General features: G+C 63.4%; 16 protein-coding genes. 5 read left to right on the forward strand and 11 right to left on the reverse strand.

Going from position 1 to position 23,735, the window contains the following annotated elements; all coding sequences use genetic code 11:
• Positions 1-68: 68 nt before the first annotated feature.
• The 10 genes from IPV69_RS10585 to IPV69_RS10630 form a co-directional block, all read right to left on the reverse strand.
• A complete protein-coding gene (locus IPV69_RS10585; RefSeq protein WP_206295076.1) occupies positions 69-584 on the reverse strand; it encodes a ferritin-like domain-containing protein in 516 nt (171 codons plus the stop codon).
• A gap of 625 nt (positions 585-1,209) precedes the next feature.
• On the reverse strand, positions 1,210-2,391 hold the full coding sequence (locus IPV69_RS10590) for a response regulator (protein WP_206295077.1): 1,182 nt from the start codon (positions 2,389-2,391) through the stop codon (positions 1,210-1,212).
• Positions 2,392-2,708: 317 nt separating this feature from the next.
• Positions 2,709-5,342, reverse strand: a complete 2,634-nt coding sequence (locus tag IPV69_RS10595; protein WP_206295078.1) for an HDOD domain-containing protein — start codon at positions 5,340-5,342, stop codon at positions 2,709-2,711.
• 54 nt (positions 5,343-5,396) lie between these two features.
• Positions 5,397-5,756, reverse strand: a complete 360-nt coding sequence (locus IPV69_RS10600; protein WP_261362001.1) for a four helix bundle protein — start codon at positions 5,754-5,756, stop codon at positions 5,397-5,399.
• Between the two features lie 56 nt (positions 5,757-5,812).
• Complete coding sequence (locus tag IPV69_RS10605; RefSeq protein WP_206295080.1) at positions 5,813-6,376, reverse strand: response regulator; 564 nt, start codon at positions 6,374-6,376, stop codon at positions 5,813-5,815.
• Between the two features lie 367 nt (positions 6,377-6,743).
• The gene (locus IPV69_RS10610) at positions 6,744-10,787 is read right to left on the reverse strand and encodes a ComEA family DNA-binding protein (RefSeq protein ID WP_206295081.1); all 4,044 of its coding nucleotides are present in this window, start codon (positions 10,785-10,787) and stop codon (positions 6,744-6,746) included.
• Between the two features lie 150 nt (positions 10,788-10,937).
• Positions 10,938-12,527, reverse strand: a complete 1,590-nt coding sequence (locus IPV69_RS10615) for a PulJ/GspJ family protein (protein WP_206295082.1) — start codon at positions 12,525-12,527, stop codon at positions 10,938-10,940.
• Positions 12,528-12,667: 140 nt separating this feature from the next.
• On the reverse strand, positions 12,668-13,537 hold the full coding sequence (locus tag IPV69_RS10620; protein WP_206295083.1) for a type IV pilus modification PilV family protein: 870 nt from the start codon (positions 13,535-13,537) through the stop codon (positions 12,668-12,670).
• Between the two features lie 72 nt (positions 13,538-13,609).
• Positions 13,610-14,305 (reverse strand): hypothetical protein, encoded by a 696-nt coding sequence (locus tag IPV69_RS10625; protein WP_206295084.1) that lies wholly within the window; start codon positions 14,303-14,305, stop codon positions 13,610-13,612.
• 54 nt (positions 14,306-14,359) lie between these two features.
• Entirely contained in the window at positions 14,360-15,274 is a 915-nt protein-coding gene (locus tag IPV69_RS10630; RefSeq protein WP_390884388.1) for a prepilin-type N-terminal cleavage/methylation domain-containing protein, read from the reverse strand.
• A gap of 264 nt (positions 15,275-15,538) precedes the next feature.
• On the opposite strand from IPV69_RS10630, the gene IPV69_RS10635 reads away from it, so the two are divergent.
• Positions 15,539-16,489 carry a 3-keto-disaccharide hydrolase gene (locus IPV69_RS10635; RefSeq protein WP_206295086.1) on the forward strand — a complete coding sequence of 317 codons (951 nt, stop codon included), beginning with the start codon at positions 15,539-15,541 and terminating at the stop codon, positions 16,487-16,489.
• A gap of 94 nt (positions 16,490-16,583) precedes the next feature.
• Here IPV69_RS10635 and nhaR read toward each other — a convergent pair whose 3' ends face one another.
• A complete protein-coding gene (gene nhaR, locus IPV69_RS10640) occupies positions 16,584-17,513 on the reverse strand; it encodes a transcriptional activator NhaR (RefSeq protein WP_206295087.1) in 930 nt (309 codons plus the stop codon).
• Between the two features lie 141 nt (positions 17,514-17,654).
• Here nhaR and IPV69_RS10645 point away from each other — a divergent pair, with 141 nt between their 5' ends.
• The 4 genes from IPV69_RS10645 to IPV69_RS10660 all read left to right on the forward strand — a co-directional run bounded on the left by IPV69_RS10645 (position 17,655) and on the right by IPV69_RS10660 (position 23,624).
• Positions 17,655-18,005 (forward strand): HPF/RaiA family ribosome-associated protein, encoded by a 351-nt coding sequence (locus IPV69_RS10645; RefSeq protein ID WP_206295088.1) that lies wholly within the window; start codon positions 17,655-17,657, stop codon positions 18,003-18,005.
• A 247-nt stretch (positions 18,006-18,252) separates the two neighbouring features.
• The gene (locus IPV69_RS10650) at positions 18,253-19,725 is read left to right on the forward strand and encodes a thioredoxin fold domain-containing protein (protein ID WP_206295089.1); all 1,473 of its coding nucleotides are present in this window, start codon (positions 18,253-18,255) and stop codon (positions 19,723-19,725) included.
• Positions 19,726-20,318: 593 nt separating this feature from the next.
• Positions 20,319-21,995 (forward strand): DUF1800 domain-containing protein, encoded by a 1,677-nt coding sequence (locus IPV69_RS10655; RefSeq protein ID WP_206295090.1) that lies wholly within the window; start codon positions 20,319-20,321, stop codon positions 21,993-21,995.
• Positions 21,996-22,166: 171 nt separating this feature from the next.
• Positions 22,167-23,624, forward strand: a complete 1,458-nt coding sequence (locus IPV69_RS10660; protein ID WP_206295091.1) for a DUF1501 domain-containing protein — start codon at positions 22,167-22,169, stop codon at positions 23,622-23,624.
• Positions 23,625-23,735: the final 111 nt, after the last annotated feature.

Consider the following 23,735-nt stretch of genomic DNA (forward strand, 5'->3'; position numbering starts at 1 on the left):
CAACCGTGGTGATGACCTCTTTGCATTTGATGCGTTTGAAGCCCGGTCGGACGGCGGCAGCAAACGCCTCATGCGTCCATCGAGGCCATCTCGTCGGCGTCGACCTGCGCCTGCGGGTAAATGTCGCTCATGACGATCTTCGTCAGCTTCTCGTCGGCGGCACCTTCCTCCTTCAGCGTCTGCTCCAGCAGCTTTACGGACGCCTTGTCGCCGAGGTGCTCGGCCAGGCTTCGCGCCGTGCCGTAGGCTGAGATCTCGTAGTGTTCGATACGCTGGGCGTCGGCGACGATCGCGGCATCCATCACGGCGCCCGATTCGCCCTCCTGCATCGCCTCGGTCGCTTCCTCGATCAGCCCCTTCATGGCGTTGCAGACTTTCCCGGTGAGCTTGAAGCCCTGGGCTTCGCCGATCTTCTTGAGCCGCTCGACCTGTTGTTCAGTCTGCTTGCGGTGATCCTCAATCGCCCGGGCAAGCTTCTCAGACGAAGCTTTCTTCACCATTTTAGGCATGGCTTTGAGAAGCTGGTTTTCGGCGCTGTAGAGGTCTTTGATCTGTTCCTGGAAAAGTTCTTCGAGGGTTTCCATGGTGTCTCCGTGAATGGTTGTCGTTGTGGCGGCCGCCATCGACCGCGCCGACCGGAGACTAGGGCAGGACACCATGCGCCACAGCGCGGAAACGCCGATGAAATGTGGCTCACCGACGTTGCCCACCGATGACAATGCAACCGACGGCAGGAGGGCCAGACTATCACACCAAGAAACACAAAAGGCACGGTCCGAAGACCGTGCCTCAAGTGTTTTAGAATACGGTGACCACGGCTGCCGTGGGTGAGCGGGTTCAGTCAAACCCTTTGTGTCAGGTGGGTGATGTCCGAAAGTCGTCGGCCTTGCGGCTTTCGACGTTCCAGTCTTCCGCTTCCCGTCACACCCGAGCCGGCACAAAATCATACCGGCGGGAACAAGTCCCTCGGGCTCTGCAGGCTTGCGTCGGACCAGTCGGCATCCCCGTAACAAGCTTATCGGGTGACCGAATAGTGCCCACACATCTCGAACAACGCAGACGCCGTACTTCAGACGATACTATCGGCGCTAAGTGCCCGGGGCAATTACGAAATTAGTGGGCAGCACGCAGTAAGCAATACGCAGTGAAAAGGCGGCTTGCGCACCCTCTTCACTGCGTACTGCTGACTGTCTGCTTTTCAAAAGATTCCTAGAACGGCGGCTCTTCGCCGCGCTTCCACCAGTCGGCGGGGTCGGGCTTGTTGCTCTTGCGCTTTTTGGGGTCGTAGGTTCCGCCGCCGTCGCTGTTGGAATCGAACGAGTCCTCCGCGCCGGTGGGCTCGGGGGCGTCGGTCTCGGCACCGCGAACGATCGTCGCCAGCGCGGACGCGAAGATCGGCGAAACCGACCGGAGCGTATCGAGGTCTGGCTCGCTGAACGGCACGTGCTCGTCGCGGAAGAAGACGATCGCCGCCAGCGATTCGCCGAGGTAGGTGCAGTCGATCGTCAGGATCTCCTGATCCTTCATCAACTGCTGCTCTTTGGGGCTCAGCTTGTCGGCCAGTTCGGACGACTTGAACTTCATCGGGGTGTCGCGGCCGTCGCGGGCGGCGAGCGGGAGGACCACCCGGCGCAGGATTTCGCTGACCTGTTCGTCGCCGGGGATGGTGTACTTCATGTACGCCCCGAGCTGGTATCCGCCGTCGTCACCGACGAGCCACACTGCCACGTTGCTGTAGCCGAGCTGCCGCATGAGCCAGTCCATGGACTGGCAGATCAGCTGCTCGAGGTCGCGGGCCGGTTCAATCGTTTTGCGGAAGCTCTCCTGCGTGCGAAGGACGTCGAACTGCTTCGAGAGTTCGCCGTAGGCGCTGACCAGGTCGTTGCAGAGGATGTCGACCTTCTGGCTGATGGTCTTGCGGGCGGCGTTGAGGCGCTTCACGGCCCGCTTAAGCTTGACGATCTTCTGGTCCTGGCGTGCGACCTGCTCCGACAGCGAAAGTGCCGATCGTACGTGCGCCGTGATCGCCTTGGCGTCGAAAGGCTTGGCGACAAAATCGACCGCGCCGTGGCGGATCGCTTCGGTCGCGGCGGCGACGGTGGGCTCGCCGGTCATGACGATCGCCCGCGCCGACGGTTGATACTTCCGCAGGCTCCGGAGCAGCGACATCCCGTCGCCGTCGGGCAGCTTCATGTCGGCGACCATGACCTGGACCGACTCCCGTGCGATGATGCGGCGCGCCTCGGCGATGTTGGCCGCCTTGACGACCGTGCAGTCCATCGCGCCGACGACATCACCCAGCATCTCCGTCATTCCCGGCTCGTCGTCCACGACGAGCACCATGGGGCGTACCGGCAAAACCATCGAGCCTGACTTGCCCGTTGCGGACATGCATTCCTCACGTTCGGCCGCGCCCCGCGTCCGCAGCCTGACCACCTCGGACGCCATCATTCGATGGTCCCGGCGGTCACGGTGCGCACGATCGGCGCGAAGCATTTTCTTCCCGTCCCGGATGCCTCGGATCGGCCGCGATTGGGACTGCGGCCACCGGAGCCGAACGGCTATTGAGCCGCCGGCGATTTCTCCACTCTCCTTGAGTGCGTGCGAATCGATATGGTCCTGCGTCCGGACCCGGTTCGATTTCAGCACATCCCGTTCCCTCGGGATTTCGGCCGGTTCTTCGCTCACCCACTGAACGACCGCGGACATTACATCTGCGGCGTTCGTTCCTGCCCGGCCGGCAGGGGTTGTCTTTTCTGGTCATCGGACGGCGATTCGACCGGCGTTTGTCCTACCCGCCTGCCGGAAGCGTCCGATTCACTTGCGAGGGCACCGGCGGGGGAACCGGCAACGCTTATGACGGCGGATCCGCCACTTGAGCCGTTCTGCCGTTCCGACGGGGACTTTGCGCCCGTGCCACGCCCGGGATTGCCCGCTGCCGCCGGATCGCCCGGCAGAACGACCAGGACGCGCGTGCCTTCACCGGCCCGGCTTTCCAGCCGGATTGATCCGCCACTGGCCTCGACCCACCGCAACGCCTTGGCCAGCCCCAGGCCGCGGCGACGGCCGGCCGGCTTGCTGCTGAAGAACGGATCGAACGCCCGCTTGAGCGTCGCTTCGTCCATGCCGCAGCCGTTGTCCTTGATGTTGATCACCACGCGTCCGGACCAGGGGTCATGACCCGCCTGCACCGCGATCCGCCCGGTCTTGGGGTCGGTCGCGTGAATAGCGTTGATCAGCACTTCCGAGAGTGCCGCCGTCACCTGCTCGGCGTCTACAGCAACTTTCGGAACCGCTCCAATTTTGACTTCAACACCCCTATCGGCGGGATCGGCCTGGGCCTTGGCGCGAGTAAGTCCGCCGGTAATGAGGCTCCCCACTTCGCAAGGTAAGGCCTTCGGCGGGTTCGGCTTCGCGAACGCCATCATCTCCGTAATGATGTCGCTCAGCCGGTCGGCCTGCTCGTGGATGAGCCGGGCCATCGCCTTCTGCTTGTCGTCGGTGATCGTGCGGGCGAGCAACTGGCTGCGTCCGGAAATGACCGCGAGCGGGTTGTTCATTTCGTGCGCCGCACCGGCGGCCATTTCGCCGACGGTCGTCAACGCGCGCGTCCGCAGCAGCACGTCCTGGGTCGTATGCAGCTGGCGGTTGGCCTCGGCGAGTTCTTCTGACAACGTGCGGGCCTCGTCACGGACCTGCGCCATGCGCAGCGCCAGCGACCACCCGTGCGACAACGCCGCCAGTTCCTGCGCCTGGGGCAACAATCGCTCCGCCTCCCCCGCCGGCGCACCCCACACGAGCCCACCAATGCACGCCCCCTCGGCCTGCAGGCAGATCCAGAATCGGCGTTCATTCGGCAGCTTCGGCGACAGCGCACCGGTGAGCCATTCGATGGAATCGCCGGCGGGAAGCACCGGGCCGTCGCCGGGGAGTAGACTTGCGGGCACGCGCTTGGAAGACGCTGCCGGGAGTGCATTTGCACCCATTGCCGGAGAACCCGCGGCCGAGCCGTTGTGCTCACCAGGCTCTCGTTGTGTTTCACCGCTTAACGCCCGGATCGCCGACAGCTCTTCCTCTGTCAGCGGGCTGCTTTCGGTGACATCCGACATCCCCGGCAGCTCGACCAGTTGCGATTCGATCACCCCGCCGTCGGCGTCGCACAGCGCGGCCTCGGCGTAGTCCTGGGCGGGCGTCAGGCTGAAGGCGGCGGTGCGGTCCAGGCCGATCACCCCCGCCGCGGTGCGGGCAATCGCCGACATCACCAGCAAGGGCGTGGCGTCGCCGCGCAGGCCGGATTGAAACTGCTGAAGTGCGTCGAAGAAGTGAGTTCGCTGCGACAGGCGTTTGCTCTTGGCGGCCAATTGCCCGCTGACTTTGCCCAGCTCGCGATTGGCCTGGTCCAGCGCCCGTCGATAGAGCTCGTCGCCGGTGGATTGGTCCAGGCCCAGCGCCGAGAGGCGCGGCTCCATCCGCGGGATGATCGCCGCGACGACCGCTTCAACCTTTGCCGCAGTCAGGCCCGTCGCCGACAGCAGCGAGTCGCGGGCGACCGAGAACGCGTAGTTGCCGCTGTAGCCCAGGTGCTGCTGGCGGACGAGCTGATCGGCGAGGGTAACGAGGTTGATGAGCTGCGATTTGACCGCCTGCGGCAACGCCTCCGGCGGCTGTCCGTGCAGCCAGCAGACGTCCCGTACCGCCGCCGGCAACTGCCACCGCTCGGCGAGCCGTTTACCCGCCACCTGGTGATCCACGCCGATGACGGTGCGCTCCAGGTCGGCGATGTCGCCCCGCAGCAGCTCGGCGGCCTCCACCACCCGCGCGTAGCTCTTGGGGATGGCCACATCGAGCGCGATCTTGCCCAGATCGTGCAGAAGTCCACAGACGAACGCGTCCGACGTGTGCACGCCCCCGGCCTCTTCGGCCAGCAGTTCCGCGCAGCACGCGACGGCCAGGCAGTGTTTCCAGAACTCTTCCCTGCTGAACTTTTTCGCTTCCGAGCCGCCCGCGCCGGCCGGCGACTTTGCGGTGGACGGACTGGTGGTCCCCAACGCCTGAAACACGGATACCGCCAGCACGGCGTTCCGGACGGCATCAAACCCCAGCATGACGACGGCACGGTCAACGGACTGAATCTCGTCCCGAACGCCACGATCGGCCCGGCGAGTCAGTTGCAGGATACGAGCGGTCAGTGAAGGGTCGGCGGAAATGGTCTGAACAACATCGCTTGCCGACGAAGCATCGTCCGAAGTCACCTGCAACACGCGCACCGCCACCGCCGGCAGCGTGGGGAGCTCCTCAAGCTGCTGAAGGATCAGATCGAGGCGCTTGTCGCGTAAGTCCATGGGAAGTAGGCAGTACGCAGTAAGCAGTACGCAGTAAAGACGGCATCCCAATACCTACCGCTTTTCATCGTTCGCCTTGATAAGGCCGTTGATCACCCTGCCGAGTTCGGCGGCAATATCCAGTTGAGCATCGACCCACGCAGCGTCTGCGTACTCCAATCGCTTGGCGATCATGGTAAGCGTCTCAACTTCACGCAGCGATCCATAGGCAATGCGCAGGAACCTCACGAAGTCGCCCGGGCTGCCTCGCCCCTGACCTTCGGCGATGTTGGCGGGAATCGACACCGCCGCCCGCCTGAGTTGGCTCGTCAGCCCGTAGATTTCATCCTTGGGAAAGGTCTTCGTCTGGCGGTATATCGCCTCGACGAGGTCCATTCCAATCCGCCAGGCAATGAGATCCCGGTAGTTCCGCATTGGGCATTCTCTTCACTGCGTACTGCTTACTGCGTACTGCCTACTTCCTACCTCTCTCACACCACCAGCAACTCCCCAATCCGTCCCACGAGCTTTTCGATATTGAACGGCTTCTTCACGAAGTCGTCCGCGCCGGCCTTGAGCAGGTCGTTGATCTCGTCCTGATTGACCACGCCGGAGACGATGATGATCTTGGTGTGTTCGAAGTTCGGGTTCTTGCGGATCGTCTGGCAGACGACGTTGCCGTTGATGTCCGGGAGCATGTAGTCCAGGATGATCAGGTCGGGCATGAACTCCTGCGTGATCATCCCCGCGTCGTAACCCGTGCTGGCGGTGCGGATTTCGAACCGGCCGTCGCGCTCCAGCACGTCGACGAACAATTCCACAATTTCCGGGTCGTCGTCGACGACCAGGACCTTGCTCTTGCCCGAATCGAGCCCCTCGATCGGGATCTGGTTGTCCTTCATGAACGCGACCAGCGCGTCGCGCGGAATCCGGCGGAACCGGCTGCCGGGAACGCGGAACCCTTTGAGCCGGCCGCTGTCGAAGCAACGAATAATCGTCTGCTGCGAGACCTTGCAGATGTCGGCGGCTTCGCCGGTCGTGAATACGGTCTTCATGTCGCTGCTCCGAGTGCAGGGCGGGGAACGGTCCGTCATCCAGTGTGCTGGCTCACCATGGCCGCAACATCGACCATGCCCGCACACAGGTTATCGGTTCTCCCGATTCCCCATCTTTCCTATTTCACCATCGTCGTCCAGTTTACGCAACTTAACTTTGGAGCGTGTCAGGGGAAAGCCGCTGGCGGGGTGGGGTGCCGGGCGGTGGGGTAGGCCGATGATGTCGGCACCAACGACGCCCCGTTCGATCCGGCCATCAAAACACGAAAGGCGGGCCGCACGGCGATCGATGGCTCGATCGCGGACGACCCGCCTTTCGGCGGTGGGGCCTCACCCTCCAGGGGAGCCCCGAAACTATCAGACCCGATTAGTTCTGCGGCACGTTGGTGATGCTCGGCGAGGTCACCTGTACGTCGCCGGTGACCGGGCCACTGAGATTCGGCACGACGGTCGAGCGATCGATGATAATCGCCGCCCGGCGTTGTGCGACGAGCTCAGGCAGGCTCGTGCCGGCATTCCGCCAGCCCTGCACGACGACGTACGCGGTGAACGAATCGGAACGGAAACAGACCATGTTGCTGATGCGGTTGAGCAACAGATACCGGGCTTCAAAGTCGCCGGCAACGCGGTCATCGCCGCCGGAGCTCGAAAGGTTCGTCGCATAAGGGGTGATGTCCCCGTGCACCAGCGTCGGATCGAGCGCACTGACCGCACCCCAGTTCCCTTCCATGATGAACCCGCCGGCACCGGGACCGTTGGGCGGACTGGTGAGTGGCGTATAGGGCGCACCCGGGATCGTGACCTTCATCAGGTCGAACAGCGACCGGAACGGGCCCTGGTTGTTACGGTGCGTCACGATCGCAAAGGCAATGTCTTCGTTCAGCTGCCGGTTGGTCGTGAACGGAATCTGAGCGATGACGTACGGCGGTGCTGTATTGAGGTTGATCAGGCCGTGATTGGCGGCGGTATCTTCGCGGACGCCCGTGTTCAACGACGTATAGGTTGATCCCACCGTGTTGGGCACCGGCTGAGGCTGGTAGGGAGCGCCGGTATTTCCGCCCGGCCATTTCGGGGTGGCGACCGAGAGTGTTGGGTCGGCACCGACGGCAGGATCGATGTTCGGGTAGTAGTCGTCCTGCGGACTGAGCACGCTGAAGTAATCGAAGATATCGGCCGCCCAGGCGTACCGCTGGTTGCCCAGTGGCGCCAACGGATTGGGCTTGCCGCCGACGTCGTCGATTCCGCCATGAACGATCGGGCAGAACCGTCCGAGTTGTTCGAGCGAATTGGTGGCACCGGTACCACCGCTCTGGTCGTCGTCGTTCATGTCGCCATCTTCGGCGAACGCCGCATCCACGGAGATGCTGTTCATTTCGAAGAACGTGCCTTGTTCAATGCGGTATCCGCCGACGAAGGTGACCTGAAGGATGTCACCCGTGCGGGCAAACCCGCCGAAGGGGAACGCCGGTGCCGACGTCGTGTTGTCCGGAAGGGTAGCGTTCGGTGGTGTCACCGGGCTGAAGGTGCCGACGTTGGTCGAGACGATACCCTTCCACGGGCCGCCCATGCCGGCGCTGTTGGCCTGCAGCGTTCGGGTGCGATAGGTGGACGCGTTGGCGGCACCCGCGAAATTGTTGTGGGCGGCCGTCGCCGACATGGTCTTGTTGCCGAAACCCGCCGGCGTCAGCATCATCTCGTCGTCCGGCGTCAACGCCGACGGTCGCGGGTCGCGAACCCAGCCACGCTGGTGTCGCTCGTTGGCCGGTGGATTGCGGTTGTACGGGCCGCTGTACACCGAGTGCCACGCGTTGGCCGGCTGGTTCGTGTTGGCCCGGCGGTAGTGGTAGCGGTCGGCGATGGGCAACAAAAGGTTGGGCGGCATCGGCTGCGGGCCTCCGACTTCGGGTGCCACCCGGTTCGCGCCGAGCGTATCGCCGTACGAGATGTCGAAGAACTCCAACTGGTCCACCGGAATCTGCTGCTCGAGTGCCGATTCGTCGAAGAGGTTGGCGGGATTGGCGCTGGACGTGGCCGTCCCGTCGTAGCGACGGGTACGCATGAGCACAAACTCCCGGGCGGCGGGGGTTTCGTTATTCGGGTTAACCAGGTCGTCCAGCAGCGGCATTTCGGTAATCACCGAATCGGCCGGGAATGCGCCGGCCTGCGAAGTCGGCCGACGGCTCTTGTTGCTTTCCAGGTACAGGTAGCCCCTGGCCGGGATGGTCTTGCCGGCGAGCGAGCCGATCTGGGTGATCGCGCCCGTGCCCCGGTCACGATAGCAGGCCTTGAACGCGGTGAGCGTGATCGGCGCTTCGTGCGGGTTGTACAGTTCGATCATCACATAGGGTACGTCCTCCTTGGTGATGTGAACCATCGCCTCGGTGATGAACGGCTGCCGTTCGGTTCCGTAGACCCGGGCCGTGATCGCGTTGGTTCCGTCCATCGCCGACATCGTGACGGTCCGGCTGGTGACGTCGTCGTCCTGGTCGCGGATGTCGATCGTGTTGACGGCAGCCAGCGCCGCCCGGAGTTGCTTGACGTAGTAGGGCTGGAGAGGCACGGCACCGCCGCCTGAGGGGCGTACGACGTCGCCGAACGTCCAGACATCGCCGCCGCCGTAGCCGGCGTCGAGGTTGCCCGTCGGTTTCACCAGGGGCCCGTCCGCCATCACCGCCCAGTAGGCCGCCATGAGCGACCCGAAGTTGGCAGTGTTGGGATTGAGCTTGACCGGCTGATTGTTCCAGGGCACTTCGGCCCAGGTGCGCAAGCCGTTCCCGGTCGCCGGCTGAAGCCCGCCGTGATTCGCGATCGCGACGTACGAACGCCCGCCGTGCTTGACCCATTCGCCGATGTGGTAGAGCGTTGCAGCGTCCCAGTTGCCGCGGTAGCGGTACTGTCCGTTGCGCTGGATTTCCTTGGGGTCCATGCCCGGGGGCAGTGCGCCGGGGAGTGGGTCGGTCGGGTCGCTTGTAAACGACGGGACCGCGTTCGACACCGGGTTGTGGGCAACCACCCACGGCCGAATCGGCCTGGCGTTGGTCGCGATGTACCCGGTGTTGAAGATCGTGTTGAACCACTGGACGGACTGGTCCGGCGTAAACGGCTGACGGTTGACGGCCGCCATGCGGGTGGAATTGGGGAAATACTGTTCCAGGACCGATTGCGAGCCGAGCGGATTGGCGAGCGTGAAGCGGTACGCCATCGACGCCGATTCGGCCAGACCCAGCGAGCGGAACTTGACGCCCGCCAGGTTCAAACCCGGATTATCCAGGCGCTGACCGAGCCCGAAGTAGAACGCGTCGTACCGGGTCGCCCACTGAAAATACGGGGAATTGCCGTCGTCACGCACGGGCCTGAGGTTCGAATAGGTCTGGTCACCCTGGCGATACATCTGAAACGCCTGGAACCGCCCGGAATCCGGACCATCCGTATAAGCCGGGCCTTCCACCAGGCGCTGCAACTCGATGTTCGCCGGCGTGAAGTTGCCGACCAGCCGCGCGTCTTCGGCAAACTGCGAACGCCAGTTTTCCCACGCGACCGACGCGTTGATCGCCGCGGCGTTATCGACGATGCGGATCGCGGCGAAGTAGCGCACGCCGTCGATCTGTCCGACCGGGAGCTCGAACAGGCCGGCGTCGGCGATGCCGTCGCCGTCGGAGTCGGCGGCCATGACGGTCTTGCCGTTATTGGGATCGGCCGGGTCCAGGATGATGAACGCCGGGTAGAGCCGAACCTGCCCGTTGGGCAGGGTCGCGCTGATGTACGACGCTTCGACGCGGAACCGCGAGCTGTAGTACTCGGGGTTGTTCGTTGTCACGAGCGGCGAGCGGAACTGGTTGGGGAAGACGCCGGGGTTAACCGGGTCGCGATTGGTCGCCAGCGGGCTGGCGCTGATGTACTGCCACCGGGCGGCGGTCGCCACCGTATTGGGCCCGGCAGGCTGAACGCCGCTGGGCGTGCGGTCGGCGAGGATCGCGTCCCACGGCAGGTAATCGATGTTCGCAAACTGCTTCGGAACGACATTGGTCGTCGGAGGGGACTGCACCGGACGCGAGGGGTCCGGCGACAGCGGTATCGCCGGGCGGTAGGTCGCCTTGCCGGTGGCCAGGTCCGTCGGGGCGACCTTCGTGACGATCGCGTTGATCATCAGGTCCTTCACACCCTGCACCAGCATCTCGATCTGCGTGTTGTACTTGTGCTGGGTGGCGGCATCGCGGTCGTTGCCGGTGGTCGTGATGAATGCCGTCCCGATGAGTGCGAGCAGGACCAGCAGCGCGATGACAAGGATCAGGACCGATCCGGAACGGGCGCGGCGGAAACGGCGGTGGGCGGCATTCAGCAGGCCGAAGGCCGAGCGCAGCCGGGTCATCATCGGGCGGGGTTCGGCTGGGGATGGTGTTGCGTTCTTCATACGGTTGCTCCCCGAAAACGGGGTGGAGTAGGGGCACACGGCGTGTGCCCGCACGGCCCGGGCCGACGATCGGACGGGAAGGTCGCCGTCGGCGTGTTCGATGGAAAAACTGACCCGGCACCGGGAATGACCCGAGCGCCCCGCCGCAGATCACGGCAGTTCGACGACGTACTCGTAATACTGCTCGCGGGCGATCCGCGCGGCCGGGTCATCCACCGCCATCACGATGCGAATCATCTTCGGACGGGGATAGCTCGAGGTATCGGGGCCCCAGACGCAGCGGTAGTGAGCATTGGTACCAACCCCCTGGGCAGTGCCGTAGTCGTTGCCCGCCGGAATGGGCAGAACGGTGCGCTCGAACTTCAGCGGAGTCGAGGTGTAGTCGCGAAGCGGTACGACGTCTGCGTTCGTGGAAGTCGGTCCGGTATTGCGAACGATCTTGCCGTCGTTGTTCACATCGCGGGGGAAGCCATACCACCGGATCGATCGCTTCAGGACGCCACCTTCGTTCGACACGTTGTAGTCGATGACGCCATCGGTGCCGTTGCCGGAACCGTCGGCGAACCACTTGCCGCTGCCCGGGCCGGTGCTCGGATCGGGGTCCTGCGTGCCGTCGTCCTTCTGCCGCATGAAATCCCCGGCGTACTCAACGACGAACTGGGTGCAGGACTTGACGAAACAGGGCACCGTACGGGCGACGCCCTGGCTGGTCAGCGGTCGGCTGGGGGCCGGGTAGGCTGAATGACGGAAAGCGATCGCATCATGCCAAGTGGCCTGCCGTCCGGCATTGATAAAGAACGGCATGATGTCCGTGCGGTGCCGCTCCATTCCCATGCCCATCAAGTCATAGAAGGAATACTGAATCAACTCTGAGGCGATCATCGTTCCAGTCGTCGTCGACTGCGAGTTCTCAGAAAACGGCGACATGGAGGACGCGGGAGTCGCAGAATTGCCACGGCCGTAGTAGGTCTGCTGAGGCGATCCTGGCAGCGTGGTGTCGCGAATAATCTTGTTGGAACCGCTGATTTCAGGCTCTCGAAGCAGGAACACGACGCGACCCAGCACCCACTGTGTTGCATAAAAGTTGTTCGGATTTGCCGCGAGCGTCAACGCAGTCCCGGTCGGACCAATCCCGGGCAACTGACCTGTGGTCAAATTGTCGATCACCGCCGGCTGTCGCACGTGGCCGTAGGTGATGTACTGCTCACTGGCGGAGACCCCGGAAACGAACGTGGTCTTGTTTCCGGTCTGTCGCCGGCCGCTCTGGCGGCTGAAGAACTTGAGAACGTCGGTCCGATGGGTGCGGCTGGTCAGGAATGCCCGCGGGGTCTGGTCGCCGGGGTCGTTCTCCCGACCGTTCTTGTCGCGATCGACCGTGAGCAAGGAGGTCTCGACGGTCCCCCGAGCTGTACTGGCCGGGTTGAAGTCGATGTCGGCGAGTTGCTCTTCCTTGTTCCGGAAAGCCAGCATCACTTCGGAATCGAGATACAGGAATGGAGCACGCTCGATCTCCGCATTGCTCAGATCGTTGGTGATGATCGACTGCACGTTCCGCGCGTCGCGGACCGCCGTGGACAGCGCGTTGCCCGCGCCGACCGCCCGGCTCGTCAGCGCGAACACCTGGTTGACGCCGAGAATGATCAGCAGCACCAGAGAGATCGACACCAGCACTTCGAGCAGCGTGAACCCCGAACGCCGCGGACAGCGGCGGGCGTTCGAACGAGCGATGGGGAAAGTCATTTGCATGGCTTGAAACTCTACGGGTTGTCCTGCGGCGGACCGACGCTTGTTCGATGATTATCTGCCGGGCCGGGGCCCGCGATCCTGCGTCGCACGAATCGCCAAAAGTGGACGCGTGTGCATCCGCCCCCGCCGCTCGGTCACTGCCGCAGCGGGATGTAGGTCACGTACGTGCCGATCGCGATCGACTGGCCGGTGAACGTACCGCCGATCTTGCGTCGGCCGACGATGTAGGCGTCCACCGCGCCGGCGGTGTTCTCGGCGGAGGTTGGCAGGTCGTTTCCGGGCAGCAACTGGTACACGCTCGTGCTCCCGTCCTTGAGATCGCCGAGCCGGTAAATCTTGCCCGTGCGCAGCACGATTACCGCGCCCGGAGCGGCCGCGTCGGCGAACGTGCCGCTCACAACGCACTCGTCGGCGTCGTTGCCTTTGTCCGTCAGCGTCACCTGCACGGGGTACGGCAGCAGACCGGCTTCGGCGTTGTTGCCGGTGCCGCTTTGGGTCAGGTCGGCCGTGCTGAAGTTCGATTCACCGCGGATCTGAACGGGAATCACGATCAACTGTGCGTTGTTGGGGGGCTGGCCGCGGTAGTCGGTCGTGTCGCGCTTCACCAGCGCGACCCAGCCGAACCGGGGCTCGTCGGCGAGGATCTGGTTGCCCTTGATCAGCGACCAGGGCTTGAGCGTCAGCGAGCCGGCGCTGGGGGTGAGCACGCTCACGTCGTCGTCCGTCAGCCGGGTGACCACGCCGCTGTTGGGAATCAGTTGCGACAGGTAAGGCATCGAGCCGTAAGCGGCGACGGCGGACCGGGCCATGCTGGCACCGATCGTTTCTTCCTGGCTGGCAGCGGTCTGGCTGATCGCGACGGGGAACACCCCGGCGATCATGATGAACCCGATCCCCAGGATCATCACCGCGAACAGCACCTCCGTGAACGAAAAACCACGGCGCGGGCGGTGCCCGCGAAGGATGACGGATGAGGGATGAAGGATGAAACGGGATGGTGCCATGGAACCGCTCGCTCTTGAACTTGTTTGTATGTCCGCCTTCATCCTTCAGCCTTCATCCTTTGATTCGAGCGCTTACTCGCCACGCAGCAGCGTTCCGTTGTAGCGGTTGACGAGGAACGGGATGGCGTTTTCGTCCATCCACTTTTTCTGAGCAGCCGCGCCGACCTGACTGTCATAGGCAGGCTTGTCATAGAGGACGAAACCGATGTTCGTGAGTGTCGTCGGGAAATTGGCGGTCGCCCGGAGGCGCTTACCGAGGTTCGAAGTCGACGTGTACGAGACATTGTCGAGCAGCAGTTTGCCGTCGCCGTCGAACATGACGATCGCGGTCGCCGGCCACGGGTAGGCCGGCGGGCTTCCGCTTGCGCCGGTACCGTTGGGGACGGCCTGCAGCCCCACACCCACCGGCAATGCCATGTCATCAGCAACACCCAGCAGATCGATCTGCGGGCGGGTGACGCCCGGCGGATACTGCACCTGCACGAGGGTGACCCGGCCGGTGCCGGCATCGGTGAAAAGAACAACCCCGCGCGGCTCCTGAAGGCCGATCGCCTGGGCACGCGTGGACGCGAGGTACGACGAGATCTGGTTCTCGGCCGATTCGAGCGTTCGGCTTCCGGTGATCGCGTTGAACGCCGGCAGCGCCAGCGCCAGGATCAGCACGGCCAGCGCGATCACGACGAGCAGTTCGTTCAGCGTAAAGCCGAAAGATCGCCGCCTCCGGGCTGGAAGGATGAAAGACGAAGGATGAAGGATGAATCGTGCCATTGAATCGCTCGTTCTCGGTCGTGTTTTCAGTTCCGCCTTCATCCTTCGATCTCATCAGTTCTGGAACGAGTACAGATTGTCGTCACCCTTGGTGAAGTCACCGTCCGGTCCGGCGGAGGCCCAGAACGCGCGATTGGCCGGACTGGTCGTCTGGCCGCTGCTGGTGATCGTCTGGTTATTGCTGCCGTTTTCAAAGTTCACACCCTTGAGCCCACCGGAGGGCACCAGAAGCAACGGGTTGTCCCACGCATCAGAGATGATGGGGACGGTACGGGCAGGCTGGCCGGGATCGGCCGTCAACAGCGCCTGCGAGGGGAACCCCGCGATCATCGACGCGATCTTGGGGTTGGACCGCAGGATCTTCATCAGCCTGACCTGGCTGGGCGTGTTCACGGTGGCGTCGTCGTTGGCGATCTTGGCCCGGCCGGCCTTGCCGACCGTGACGTCGCCGGGGTTGGTCAGCGAGAAACCCAGTTCGTAGAACGGCGGCGGGATCTGATCCTTGGGACCTTCGACCCGCGCGTAGGAGCCGGTGCTGTTCATTTCCTTCAGCAGGCCGGCGGCGCTGCCGAGCGTGGTGCGGGTGAGCTTCTTCGAAGCGCTTTCTTCCAGAGAGCGGTACCCGTAGATGCCGATCCCGAAGAGGATCGTGATGATTGCGATCACGATGAGAATTTCGAGCAGCGTGAAACCAGCCCGGCGAACCGGACGGGGTACGCGATGGGGGCGCTGAACACCCCCGGCGACGGGGCTGAGCACGCGGGAACGTTGCGCGAGACAAGTTAGCACGTAAGGTCCTCCGCCAGATGGCAATCCGCAGGGGCCGCCGGGATCACCCCGGTCGGCTGGGTTACTGTTCGCGGTGTCCACCACCGAGGGAGTGCGGAATCCACCTGGCCGACATCTTACTCGAATCTGCAAGTCAATAGCATACAAGCATTTATGGCGACCTTTGAAGGATCCGAACACGCAGTGTACTCACGGAGTGAGCGGGAACTGTGACGGTTCGGGGCTCATTCCCGCTTACTCCGTGAGTACACTGCGTGCGCGGCTACTCAACAATTCACGCCCTTTGGCCATGATCACCGCGGGCGAAGCACGGAGGATTCGAACTGCCCTGCGTAACAGCAGGTTGTGTCGCGTTTGGCCGTCGGGGACAGTACCATGGCGTTCCCGCGCCGCCTGACGGGCGGAATGCCGGGTTTTATCCGCAACATTCAGGAGGATTCCATCATGTCCGATCGCTTACAGGGTCTGCCCGTGGTTGACGCGTCGTCCGAGAACACCCCGGCGTGCTGCGCCTTTTCCGCCCGCGGCTTACGCCGGTGGGTGCTGATGCCCGTCGCCGCGATCGCGGTCGGCGTGGCAGGGTTCTCGTACGTCTACGGCCAGGCCAAGGAAGCCAAGCGGGTGCCGGACCAGGTGTCGGGTGGCCGCTGGGTGATCCACGACCTGTCGCGTCCCAAGCCGCCGGTGGTGACGCCGGGCACTTTCCCCGACGGCGAGAAGCCGGGCACCCCGCCGAGCGACGCGATCGTCCTGTTCGACGGCAAGGACCTGAGCAAGTTCAAGAGTGGCAATGGCGACGCTTCGTGGAAGGTCGAGAACGGCGCGATGATCGTCGACGGCAAGGCCGGCGTCGAGACGCGCGAGCCGATCGGCGACATGCAGCTTCACGTCGAGTGGGCCTCGCCCGCGCAGGTGAAGGGCGACAGCCAGGGTCGCGGCAACAGCGGCATCTACATCATGGGCAAGTACGAGGTGCAGGTGCTCGACACCTTCGAAAACAGCACCTACGCCGACGGCGGCGCCACCGCGATCTACGGCCAGAACCCCCCGATGGTCAACGCCTGCAAGAAGCCCGGCGAATGGCAGGCGTATGACATCATCTGGCGCGGCCCACGGTTCGACGCCGAGGGTAAAGTCACCCGTGAAGCGACCGTCACGGTCATTCACAACGGCGTGCTGACGCAGGACCACTACCGCCTGACCGGCGGCAGCGGCCACTACAACCAGCCGAAGTATTCGAAGCACGACGAGAAGTTGCCGCTGCAATTGCAGAACCACGGCAATCCGGTGAAGTACCGGAACATCTGGTATCGCCCGCTGCAGCAGTTGGGCGAAAGGAACAACGTGGTCGACTGGAAGCCGGAAACCCCCGCCGGCGCGGCCGAGGCGAAGTAAGACCGGACTTTCGGCATCCACCGTCTCACTCGGTAACCCAAGCGCGTCCCCCGCCTGCCCACAAGCATGCGGGGGACGCTTGTTCATGGGACTTCTACCGTGGGGGCGTTGCGGCCGGCGCTACATGAAACGCTCCCTTCGCGCCGTCGCAAATCGCGACGACCGCGGGGTGGCGGAGTTTGCGATCGACCGTCACCGCGTAGAACCGCTCGCGTACTTCGCTGGTGCGACCGACCATCTTCACCTGGTACTGGCGGCAGACCTCTTTCTCAACGACCGTTGGTGCTGGAAAAACACCCAGGCCGGCCTGGCCGAATGTCTTGAGCAAGGCACTGTCTTCGATCGAGGCGACCACGCGTGGCCGCAGGGATCGGGATCGAAACCACTGGTCCAGTGCCCGCCGCAACGCCGTCTCCTCGGTCGGAAGCAGCAGGTCGGCGTCGGCAATGGAGGCGGGGAACTTGCCCTGAAGCCGACGTGCCAGCGCCGGCGCCGCGAAGAAACTGACGCCGCTCTCGCCGAGCAGGTGACTGTGGCTCTTCAGCTTCACCCCGCCACCGACGGGGGCATCGCTCAGCACTAGGTCAAGACGGAAGGTGGACAGGTCGACCAGGAGCTTGTCCAGCGTGTCTTCGTGACAGGTTAGCTCGACGCGTGGCGGCCCGTGCATCGCCGGGGCCAGCAGCCGTCTCGCCACCAGCTTGGGCATCGCGTCGGTGACGCCCACCGAAAGCCGCAGCGGCCGATCGGTCGGCCTCTGCCGCACCGTGTCGAGCATCTGCCGGCCGAGCGAGAAGATGTCGCCGGCGTAGTCGAAGACGACCTTGCCCATTTCGGTCAGTACCAGCCGCCGGCCCGACCGGACGAACAGCTTCTCGCCGAAGAATCGCTCCAGTTCCTTGACCTGTCCGCTGATGGTGGGCTCGGCCACCAGGAGTTCACGACCGGCGGCGGCAATGCTCCCCTCCCGCGCGACCATCCAGAAGTAAAGCAGATGATGGTAATTGAGCCACTGGAGCTGCATTTCAATACCTCGTAAAAACCGTGGATATACCGCCGAACTTCGTAATTGTCGATCTGGGGCGGCGTGCCGATGATCTTCGCGTCGGCGGCAAGCGGGAACGTTGCCCGCGACCGACACGCCATTCGTACGAGGAACCGAATCATGGAACTGAGCATTCGCGGACTGAACGTCTCTGTGACCGAATCGATCCAATCCCATGCCCGGGTGCGGCTCATCAAGGACCTGTCCCACTTCACCCGGCGGATCAGGGGCGTGATCGTGCGGGTGAGCGACGTGAACGGCCCGCGCGGCGGCATCGACAAGCGGTGCCACCTGGAAGCAACGGCCCCGGGAATGCCGTCGGCCGCCGTCGTCGAGGTCGACGCCGATCTCTACCGCGCGATCGACCGCGCTTCCGACCGCCTTCGCAGGCACCTCGGCAGGCTCTTCGAGCGCAGCCGCGGCCATGGTCTGCCCGGCCGCAGAGTGTCGGCGTCCGGATATCCCACGTGAAGCCCGCCCGCAGCCGCCAATACGTCTTCCAAACGGGTCCGCCTTACGGACGATAAGTGCTGCTTCCGACTGCCTCTTCTGAAGGGTTTGAAATCCGGCGGCATGTCTGGCGAGATTTTTGAACCTTCTCCGCCGCCGTGGGTACACTATTGCTGGCGGACCGTTCGTCGATAATAGGGCTGTAACCGTCTGTGCCCGCGCCCTGGCAAAGGCACTGACGGCGTTCTACCGGCTCGGAGGAGCAAAAGTGGCACTACGCAACCTGATTCGCACCCTTGAAAATGCACGATGCACCGCGGTGATGACGGCGTCCGTCGTCCTGATCGCCGGCGGCATGGCCTTCGGCCAGGCCAAGCCTGCCGCCAAACCCGCGGCCAAGCCCGCAGCGGCACCGGCTCCGGCCGCGGGAACGGGCGGCGTCAAGCCCGCCCCGCCGGTGCCCGCCGCCGCCCCCAAGAAAACCGCCAACTGGATGAGCGACTTCCTACTGGCGCAGAAGACCGCCCAGCGGATCGAGAAGCCGATCCTCCTCTACTTCTGCTCCACCGACCGGGACGACTACACCAAGAAGCTCGAAGACGAGGTCATCAACACCCCCTACTGGGTGGATTGGGCCAACGAAAACCTCATCCTGGTCAAGATCGACTTCATTTTGAACGACAAGCGGGCGGCGAACATCAAGGCCCAGGCCGGTGAAATGAAGAGCCGGTTCAATGTCGCCAAGGTGCCGACGTTCATCTTCCTCGACCCTTGGGGCGAACTGCTCGGCCGGTGCGGGTACAACACCGCATCGCTCCGCGAAACAGAGTCTGAAGGCAAGCCCCAGAAGTGGCTCGAATACTGCCAGACGGTGGTCGCGAGCCGCCCGACCAAGGAAAAGCTCGTCGAACAGCCCGACCTTGAGGCCGCCGTCGCGTCGGCCAAGAAGACGGCAATCCCCGTCTGCATCGCGATCCATCAACTGGCCAATAACCAGGTCGCGGCAAAGCTGAAGGACTCACTGCTGACGAACCAGCTCTTCGTCCGGTGGATCAACCGGAACATGGGCTTCGTGCAGGTTGCCTGGCCTGAAGACGTCGACCAGAGCCCCAAGGCCAAGTACATTCGCGATTTCGCCGCCAAGTGGAAGTTCGGCCCCTCGGCATTGCAGCTGGTCATCTGGGATCCGGGTGGCCTCGGGCAGAACAAGGCGATGATCCCCGTCTCGTTCGACCCCGTCGATTGCGGCCCGCTCATCAAACGCCTGGAGCCCATGCTCCCCGCGATCGACTACGGCGGCGGCTGGCTCGACAGCTGGAAGGTCGCCCAGGCGCTGTCTGTCCAGCAGTCGAAGGACCTGCTGATTTCGTTCGTCAGCTCCGATGGCAGCGAGTTCTCCAAGAAAATGGACGACGAGATCTACAACACGCCGGAGTTCAAGGCCTACTCGCGGAACAACCTGATCCTGCTGAAGGTCGACTTCCCCGCCGCCGCCGACCTGCAGGCCAAGCAGTCCAAGGAGCTGAAAGAGCAGAACAACATGCTCGCCGAGATGTTCGGCGTCCGCGGCTACCCCACCGTCGTGGTGCGAAACCCCAAGGGGCAGAAAATCCTCGACGGCAAGTACATGAAGGGCGGAGCCCCTGTCTTCGTGCAGGAGCTCAAGATGGCCGTGCAAAAAGACAAGGACCGCCGAACACTGTTGAGCCAGGAACTGTCGAAAGACGTGGCACCGAAGTAGTCCCGGCATCGAACAGGGAAAACCCAAAGCAGTGTCGTCAACCCGGGCGACTTCGGGAGAACCGAAGTCGCCCGGGTTGCGTAAAGGGGCGGCGGATGGTCGGGTGCCACGCGTCGCCGAAGGATGACTCTGTGATTTGCCGGACAAAATTTCCCCTCTTTCTAATGAGCGTTCATCCTCTACGTGATCTCTCGTGACGCCCTGTCGCCGGGCCCGTGGATTATGGGTCGGTCGAACCCATACCGAGGCATTGGGTGAAGGCCGCCCGTGCAGACGTCGAAGAAGGAATAAGCGGTACTATCGTCGGGATTGCGCCGCAGGCGGAGTGGACGGGTTGAATTGGTGTAAGTGCCGCGAAGGTCTTTGGATGAGCTGCGGGAACGGGCAACCCCGGCTGATCCGGCCGGGACCCCGGGATGCCGAGCCTTAAGGGCTTGCCCCGGGGAAACCCCGACCAGCCTTCCTTACAGACGTCGCCTCGATTCCTCCGCCGATAGTTCTTCCGTTTAGTCGTCCAATTTGGGATACTTGTGGCACATTCCTGTGAGGGATCATCGCGGAATGCCCACCGGTTCATCCGAGGAGAAGACAACATGAGCTCGTTAGATCTTCAGAAAATGGGTCGCCTGCGCAAGGCGATCATCGGTACGCTGGCAGCGGTCACGCTCGCCGGTGGCGCGTGTTTTGTCGCACTGACCACCTCCCCCGCCAGTGCCCAGTCGGACCCGAAGATGTCCGACAACAACCCGGCCAATTACCAGCCGGGCCGCCGTAAGGCCCGTATCACCTCCGAAGAGCTCGGTCGGCTCCGCATGCTCGAGATCCAGTCGGGCGCGTTCCGCGAAGCCCACAAGGATCCCGGCTCCCAGCAGCTCGTCGGTCCCCCGCTGTCCGACCGCGAAAAGGTCATGCACGTCATGAACCGCATGGCGTTCGGCCCCAAGCAGGGCGATGTCGAAAAGGTGCTCCTCGAAGGCGGCATGACCGACCAGTGGAAGGGCTGGGTCACCCAGCAGATGAAGCCCGAGTCGATCGACGACGCCGAGCTCGAAAAGGACATCCTCAAGCGCTTCCCCGAAGCCAAGATGTCCGTCGCCGAACTTTACAAGAAATACCCCTACGAGCAGGGCGGCCGCGGCCCCTGGCGCGAACCGGGCAAGATCCTCCAGGACGAAGTCGTCACCCGCGCCATCTACTCCAACCGCCAGTTGCAGGAAGTTCTCGCTGAGTTCTGGCGCAACCACTTCACGGTCGATATCTCCAGCGCCGAGCAGAAGACCCGGTCCTGGGCCGCGACCAACTACGAAGCGACCGTCATTCGCCCGCACCTGTTCGGGAAGTTCAAAGACATGGTCTTTGCTTCCGCCCGTCACGCCGCGATGCTCGACTATCTCGACAACCAGCTCTCCAAAGCCAACAACTGGAACGAAAACTACGCCCGCGAGCTGATGGAACTGCACACCGTCGGCGTCGACCGCGGCTATACCGACTTCGACGTCATCGAACTGTCCAAGGTCCTCACTGGCTGGCAGTACGAAAAGGGTAACTACGACTTCAAGTTCAACGACGGCATCCACCAGGCCGGTGCCAAGAAGGTCATGGGCGTCACCATCAAGCCGGGCTACGAGGGCGGCGAACAGGCGATCTATTACCTCGCCACCCACAAGTACACTGCCAACTTCATCGCCACCAAGCTCTGCAAGTACTTCGTCAACGATGCCCCCCCGCCGGCCCTGATCAGCCGCGTGGAAGGTGTCTTCCTTTCGAGCAAGGGTGACCTGCCGAAGGTGTACGAGGCAATCTTCCTGAGCCCCGAGTTCCTCGACCGCGGCAACTTCCGCTCGAAGTTCAAGACCCCGTTCGAGTTCGTGATCAGCGCCAACCGCGCCGTCGATGCCAAGGTCGATTCGGCCCGCAAGGTCAACGCCGTCCTCCAGAAGATGGGCCAGGAAGTCTACATGTGCCCCGATCCGACCGGTTACTACGACCGCTCGGAAGCCTGGCTTGACGCCGGCGTGCTGACCGCCCGCTGGGACTACGCCCTGTCGCTGACCCGTGGCGGCATCGACGGTATCGTCCCCAGCGAAAAGGTCTTCGCCAAGCACAAGGGCAAGAAGGTGGACGACCTCTATAAGGACATCGTCCGCGAACTGATCTGCGACGACATCGGCGACAAGACCCGCCAGGTCCTCAAGGAAGCCGCCGACGAAGGCGACATCAAGCGGATGTACAGCGTCCTGATCGGCTGCCCGTCGTTCCAACAGCAGTAAACGAAACGAAGTAGTCAGTAGTCAGTAGTCAGTAGTCGGTGGCCAGGGCATTTTCCTCTCTGACCACTGACTACTGACTACTGATTACTCTCAATCGAAACAAACAGGTTCCAACACCAGGTTCATCGAACGATTCTGAAACGATCGTTCCCAACTCGTCGGAGGCTCAATATGAGCACGTCACGCCGCGATTTCCTTCGTAACTCCGGGCTGGCCGTCATGGCCGGTGGAGCCGTTCTGTCGACCGAGCAGTGGCTCGCCGGCGCCGATCTGGAAAACGACTTCAAGAAGAAGTTCCAGTCGGGTTCCGTCCCCACCCCCGCCGCCCCGTCGGCGTCGGGTTCGGAAGACTCGGCCTCGGTCATCAAGGACAAGCGCCTTGAAGTCCCGACGCTGGTCACGATCTTCCTTCGCGGCGGTGCCGACGCGCTCAACGCGATCGTCCCCTACGCCGACGACCACTACTACAAGGTCCGTCCGCGTATCGCGATCCCGGTCCGCGCCAAGCGCGGCGAGCCGGTCATCAAGCTCAGCAAGGGCATCGGCATGAGCGACATCTTCGGGCTCAACCCCGGGATGAGCGCCTTTGCCAAGCTCATGGAAGAGGGCAAGGCGACCGCGTTCATGAACATCGGTTCGCCGAACGGCTCGCGCAGCCACTTCTCCGCCCAGGACAACATGGAACGCGGCACCACCGGCGACGCCCGCGTCTCCAGTGGCTGGCTCAACCGCTACCTGATGGCCACCCGCAAGCAGACCGACGCCCCGCTGCGTGGCCTGTGCGCGATGAACCTGCTCCCCCGCTCGCTCCGCGGCGAGTACCCGGTCCTGGCCGGCCAGAACCGCACCGAAAACATGGAGCTCTTCGAGGACCTCTACGCCCCCTCGAACCTGATCAACCAGACGGCTCGCGATAGCGCCAACATGGAGAAGGGCACCCGCCTGGATGACCTCCCCACCGGCGAAATGAAGCGTCGCCAGCTCACCAGCGACTGGGCCCGCGACGTCATCTCCGACTCCGGCACCAACGCGGTCGTCCGCATCAAGGCCCTGGAAGCCGCGATGGCCCAGCCGTCCACCGGCAACTACCCCAACGGCGGCCTGGGCAACCAGCTCCGCACGATCGCCAAGGTCATCAAGGCCAACGTCGGCCTGGAAGTGGCCCAGGCCGATTACGGCGGCTGGGATCACCACGCCGACCTGGGCGAATCCGACGGCAAGCATGCCCGCATGCTCAAGCACGTCTCCGACTCGATCGCCGCGTTCCTCGAAGACCTCGGCACCCGTTCCGAAAAGGTCATGGTCATGGTCATGAGCGAGTTCGGCCGAACCGTCCATGAAAACGGCAGCAACGGTGCCGACCATGGTCGCGGCGGCATGATGCTCGTCGCCGGTGGCCCCATCAAGGCCGGCAAGTTCTACGGCACCTACAAGGGCGTCGCGGACATGGTCGGCGACTACCAGCCGGTCTACACCGACTTCCGCGCCGTCTACGCCGAAGCCGTCTTCAAGATGTTCGGCTACGACCCGTTCAATCCGCAGGCGCTCGTCAAGATGTTCCCCGAGTACAAGCCCAAGCCGACGGATTACCTCGACTACCTCAACGTCATGAAGGCCGTAAAGGCCTGAAGTGACAGCGGTACCGGTCGCAAGACCGCGGCAAGACCTGTTGTGAACTCAAGTTGAACCTGGACCCCTCCGAGTCGAAAGATTCGGAGGGGTTTTTCGTTGCGCCGCCCG

The sequence above is a fragment of the Humisphaera borealis genome, assembly GCF_015169395.1.
GTDB classification, from domain to species: domain Bacteria; phylum Planctomycetota; class Phycisphaerae; order Tepidisphaerales; family Tepidisphaeraceae; genus Humisphaera; species Humisphaera borealis.

Excerpts from the sequence above, each read along its gene's own strand:
- IPV69_RS10585 (WP_206295076.1), bottom strand. The coding sequence starts at position 584 with ATGGAAACCCTCGAAGAACTTTTCCAGGAACAGATCAAAGACCTCTAC.
- IPV69_RS10590 (WP_206295077.1), bottom strand. The coding sequence starts at position 2,391 with ATGTCCGCAACGGGCAAGTCAGGCTCGATGGTTTTGCCGGTACGCCCC.
- IPV69_RS10595 (WP_206295078.1), bottom strand. The coding sequence starts at position 5,342 with ATGGACTTACGCGACAAGCGCCTCGATCTGATCCTTCAGCAGCTTGAG.
- IPV69_RS10600 (WP_261362001.1), bottom strand. The coding sequence starts at position 5,756 with ATGCGGAACTACCGGGATCTCATTGCCTGGCGGATTGGAATGGACCTC.
- IPV69_RS10605 (WP_206295080.1), bottom strand. The coding sequence starts at position 6,376 with ATGAAGACCGTATTCACGACCGGCGAAGCCGCCGACATCTGCAAGGTC.
- IPV69_RS10610 (WP_206295081.1), bottom strand. The coding sequence starts at position 10,787 with ATGAAGAACGCAACACCATCCCCAGCCGAACCCCGCCCGATGATGACC.
- IPV69_RS10615 (WP_206295082.1), bottom strand. The coding sequence starts at position 12,527 with ATGACTTTCCCCATCGCTCGTTCGAACGCCCGCCGCTGTCCGCGGCGT.
- IPV69_RS10620 (WP_206295083.1), bottom strand. The coding sequence starts at position 13,537 with ATGGCACCATCCCGTTTCATCCTTCATCCCTCATCCGTCATCCTTCGC.
- IPV69_RS10625 (WP_206295084.1), bottom strand. The coding sequence starts at position 14,305 with ATGGCACGATTCATCCTTCATCCTTCGTCTTTCATCCTTCCAGCCCGG.
- IPV69_RS10635 (WP_206295086.1), top strand. The coding sequence starts at position 15,539 with ATGTCCGATCGCTTACAGGGTCTGCCCGTGGTTGACGCGTCGTCCGAG.
- nhaR (WP_206295087.1), bottom strand. The coding sequence starts at position 17,513 with ATGCAGCTCCAGTGGCTCAATTACCATCATCTGCTTTACTTCTGGATG.
- IPV69_RS10645 (WP_206295088.1), top strand. The coding sequence starts at position 17,655 with ATGGAACTGAGCATTCGCGGACTGAACGTCTCTGTGACCGAATCGATC.
- IPV69_RS10655 (WP_206295090.1), top strand. The coding sequence starts at position 20,319 with ATGAGCTCGTTAGATCTTCAGAAAATGGGTCGCCTGCGCAAGGCGATC.
- IPV69_RS10660 (WP_206295091.1), top strand. The coding sequence starts at position 22,167 with ATGAGCACGTCACGCCGCGATTTCCTTCGTAACTCCGGGCTGGCCGTC.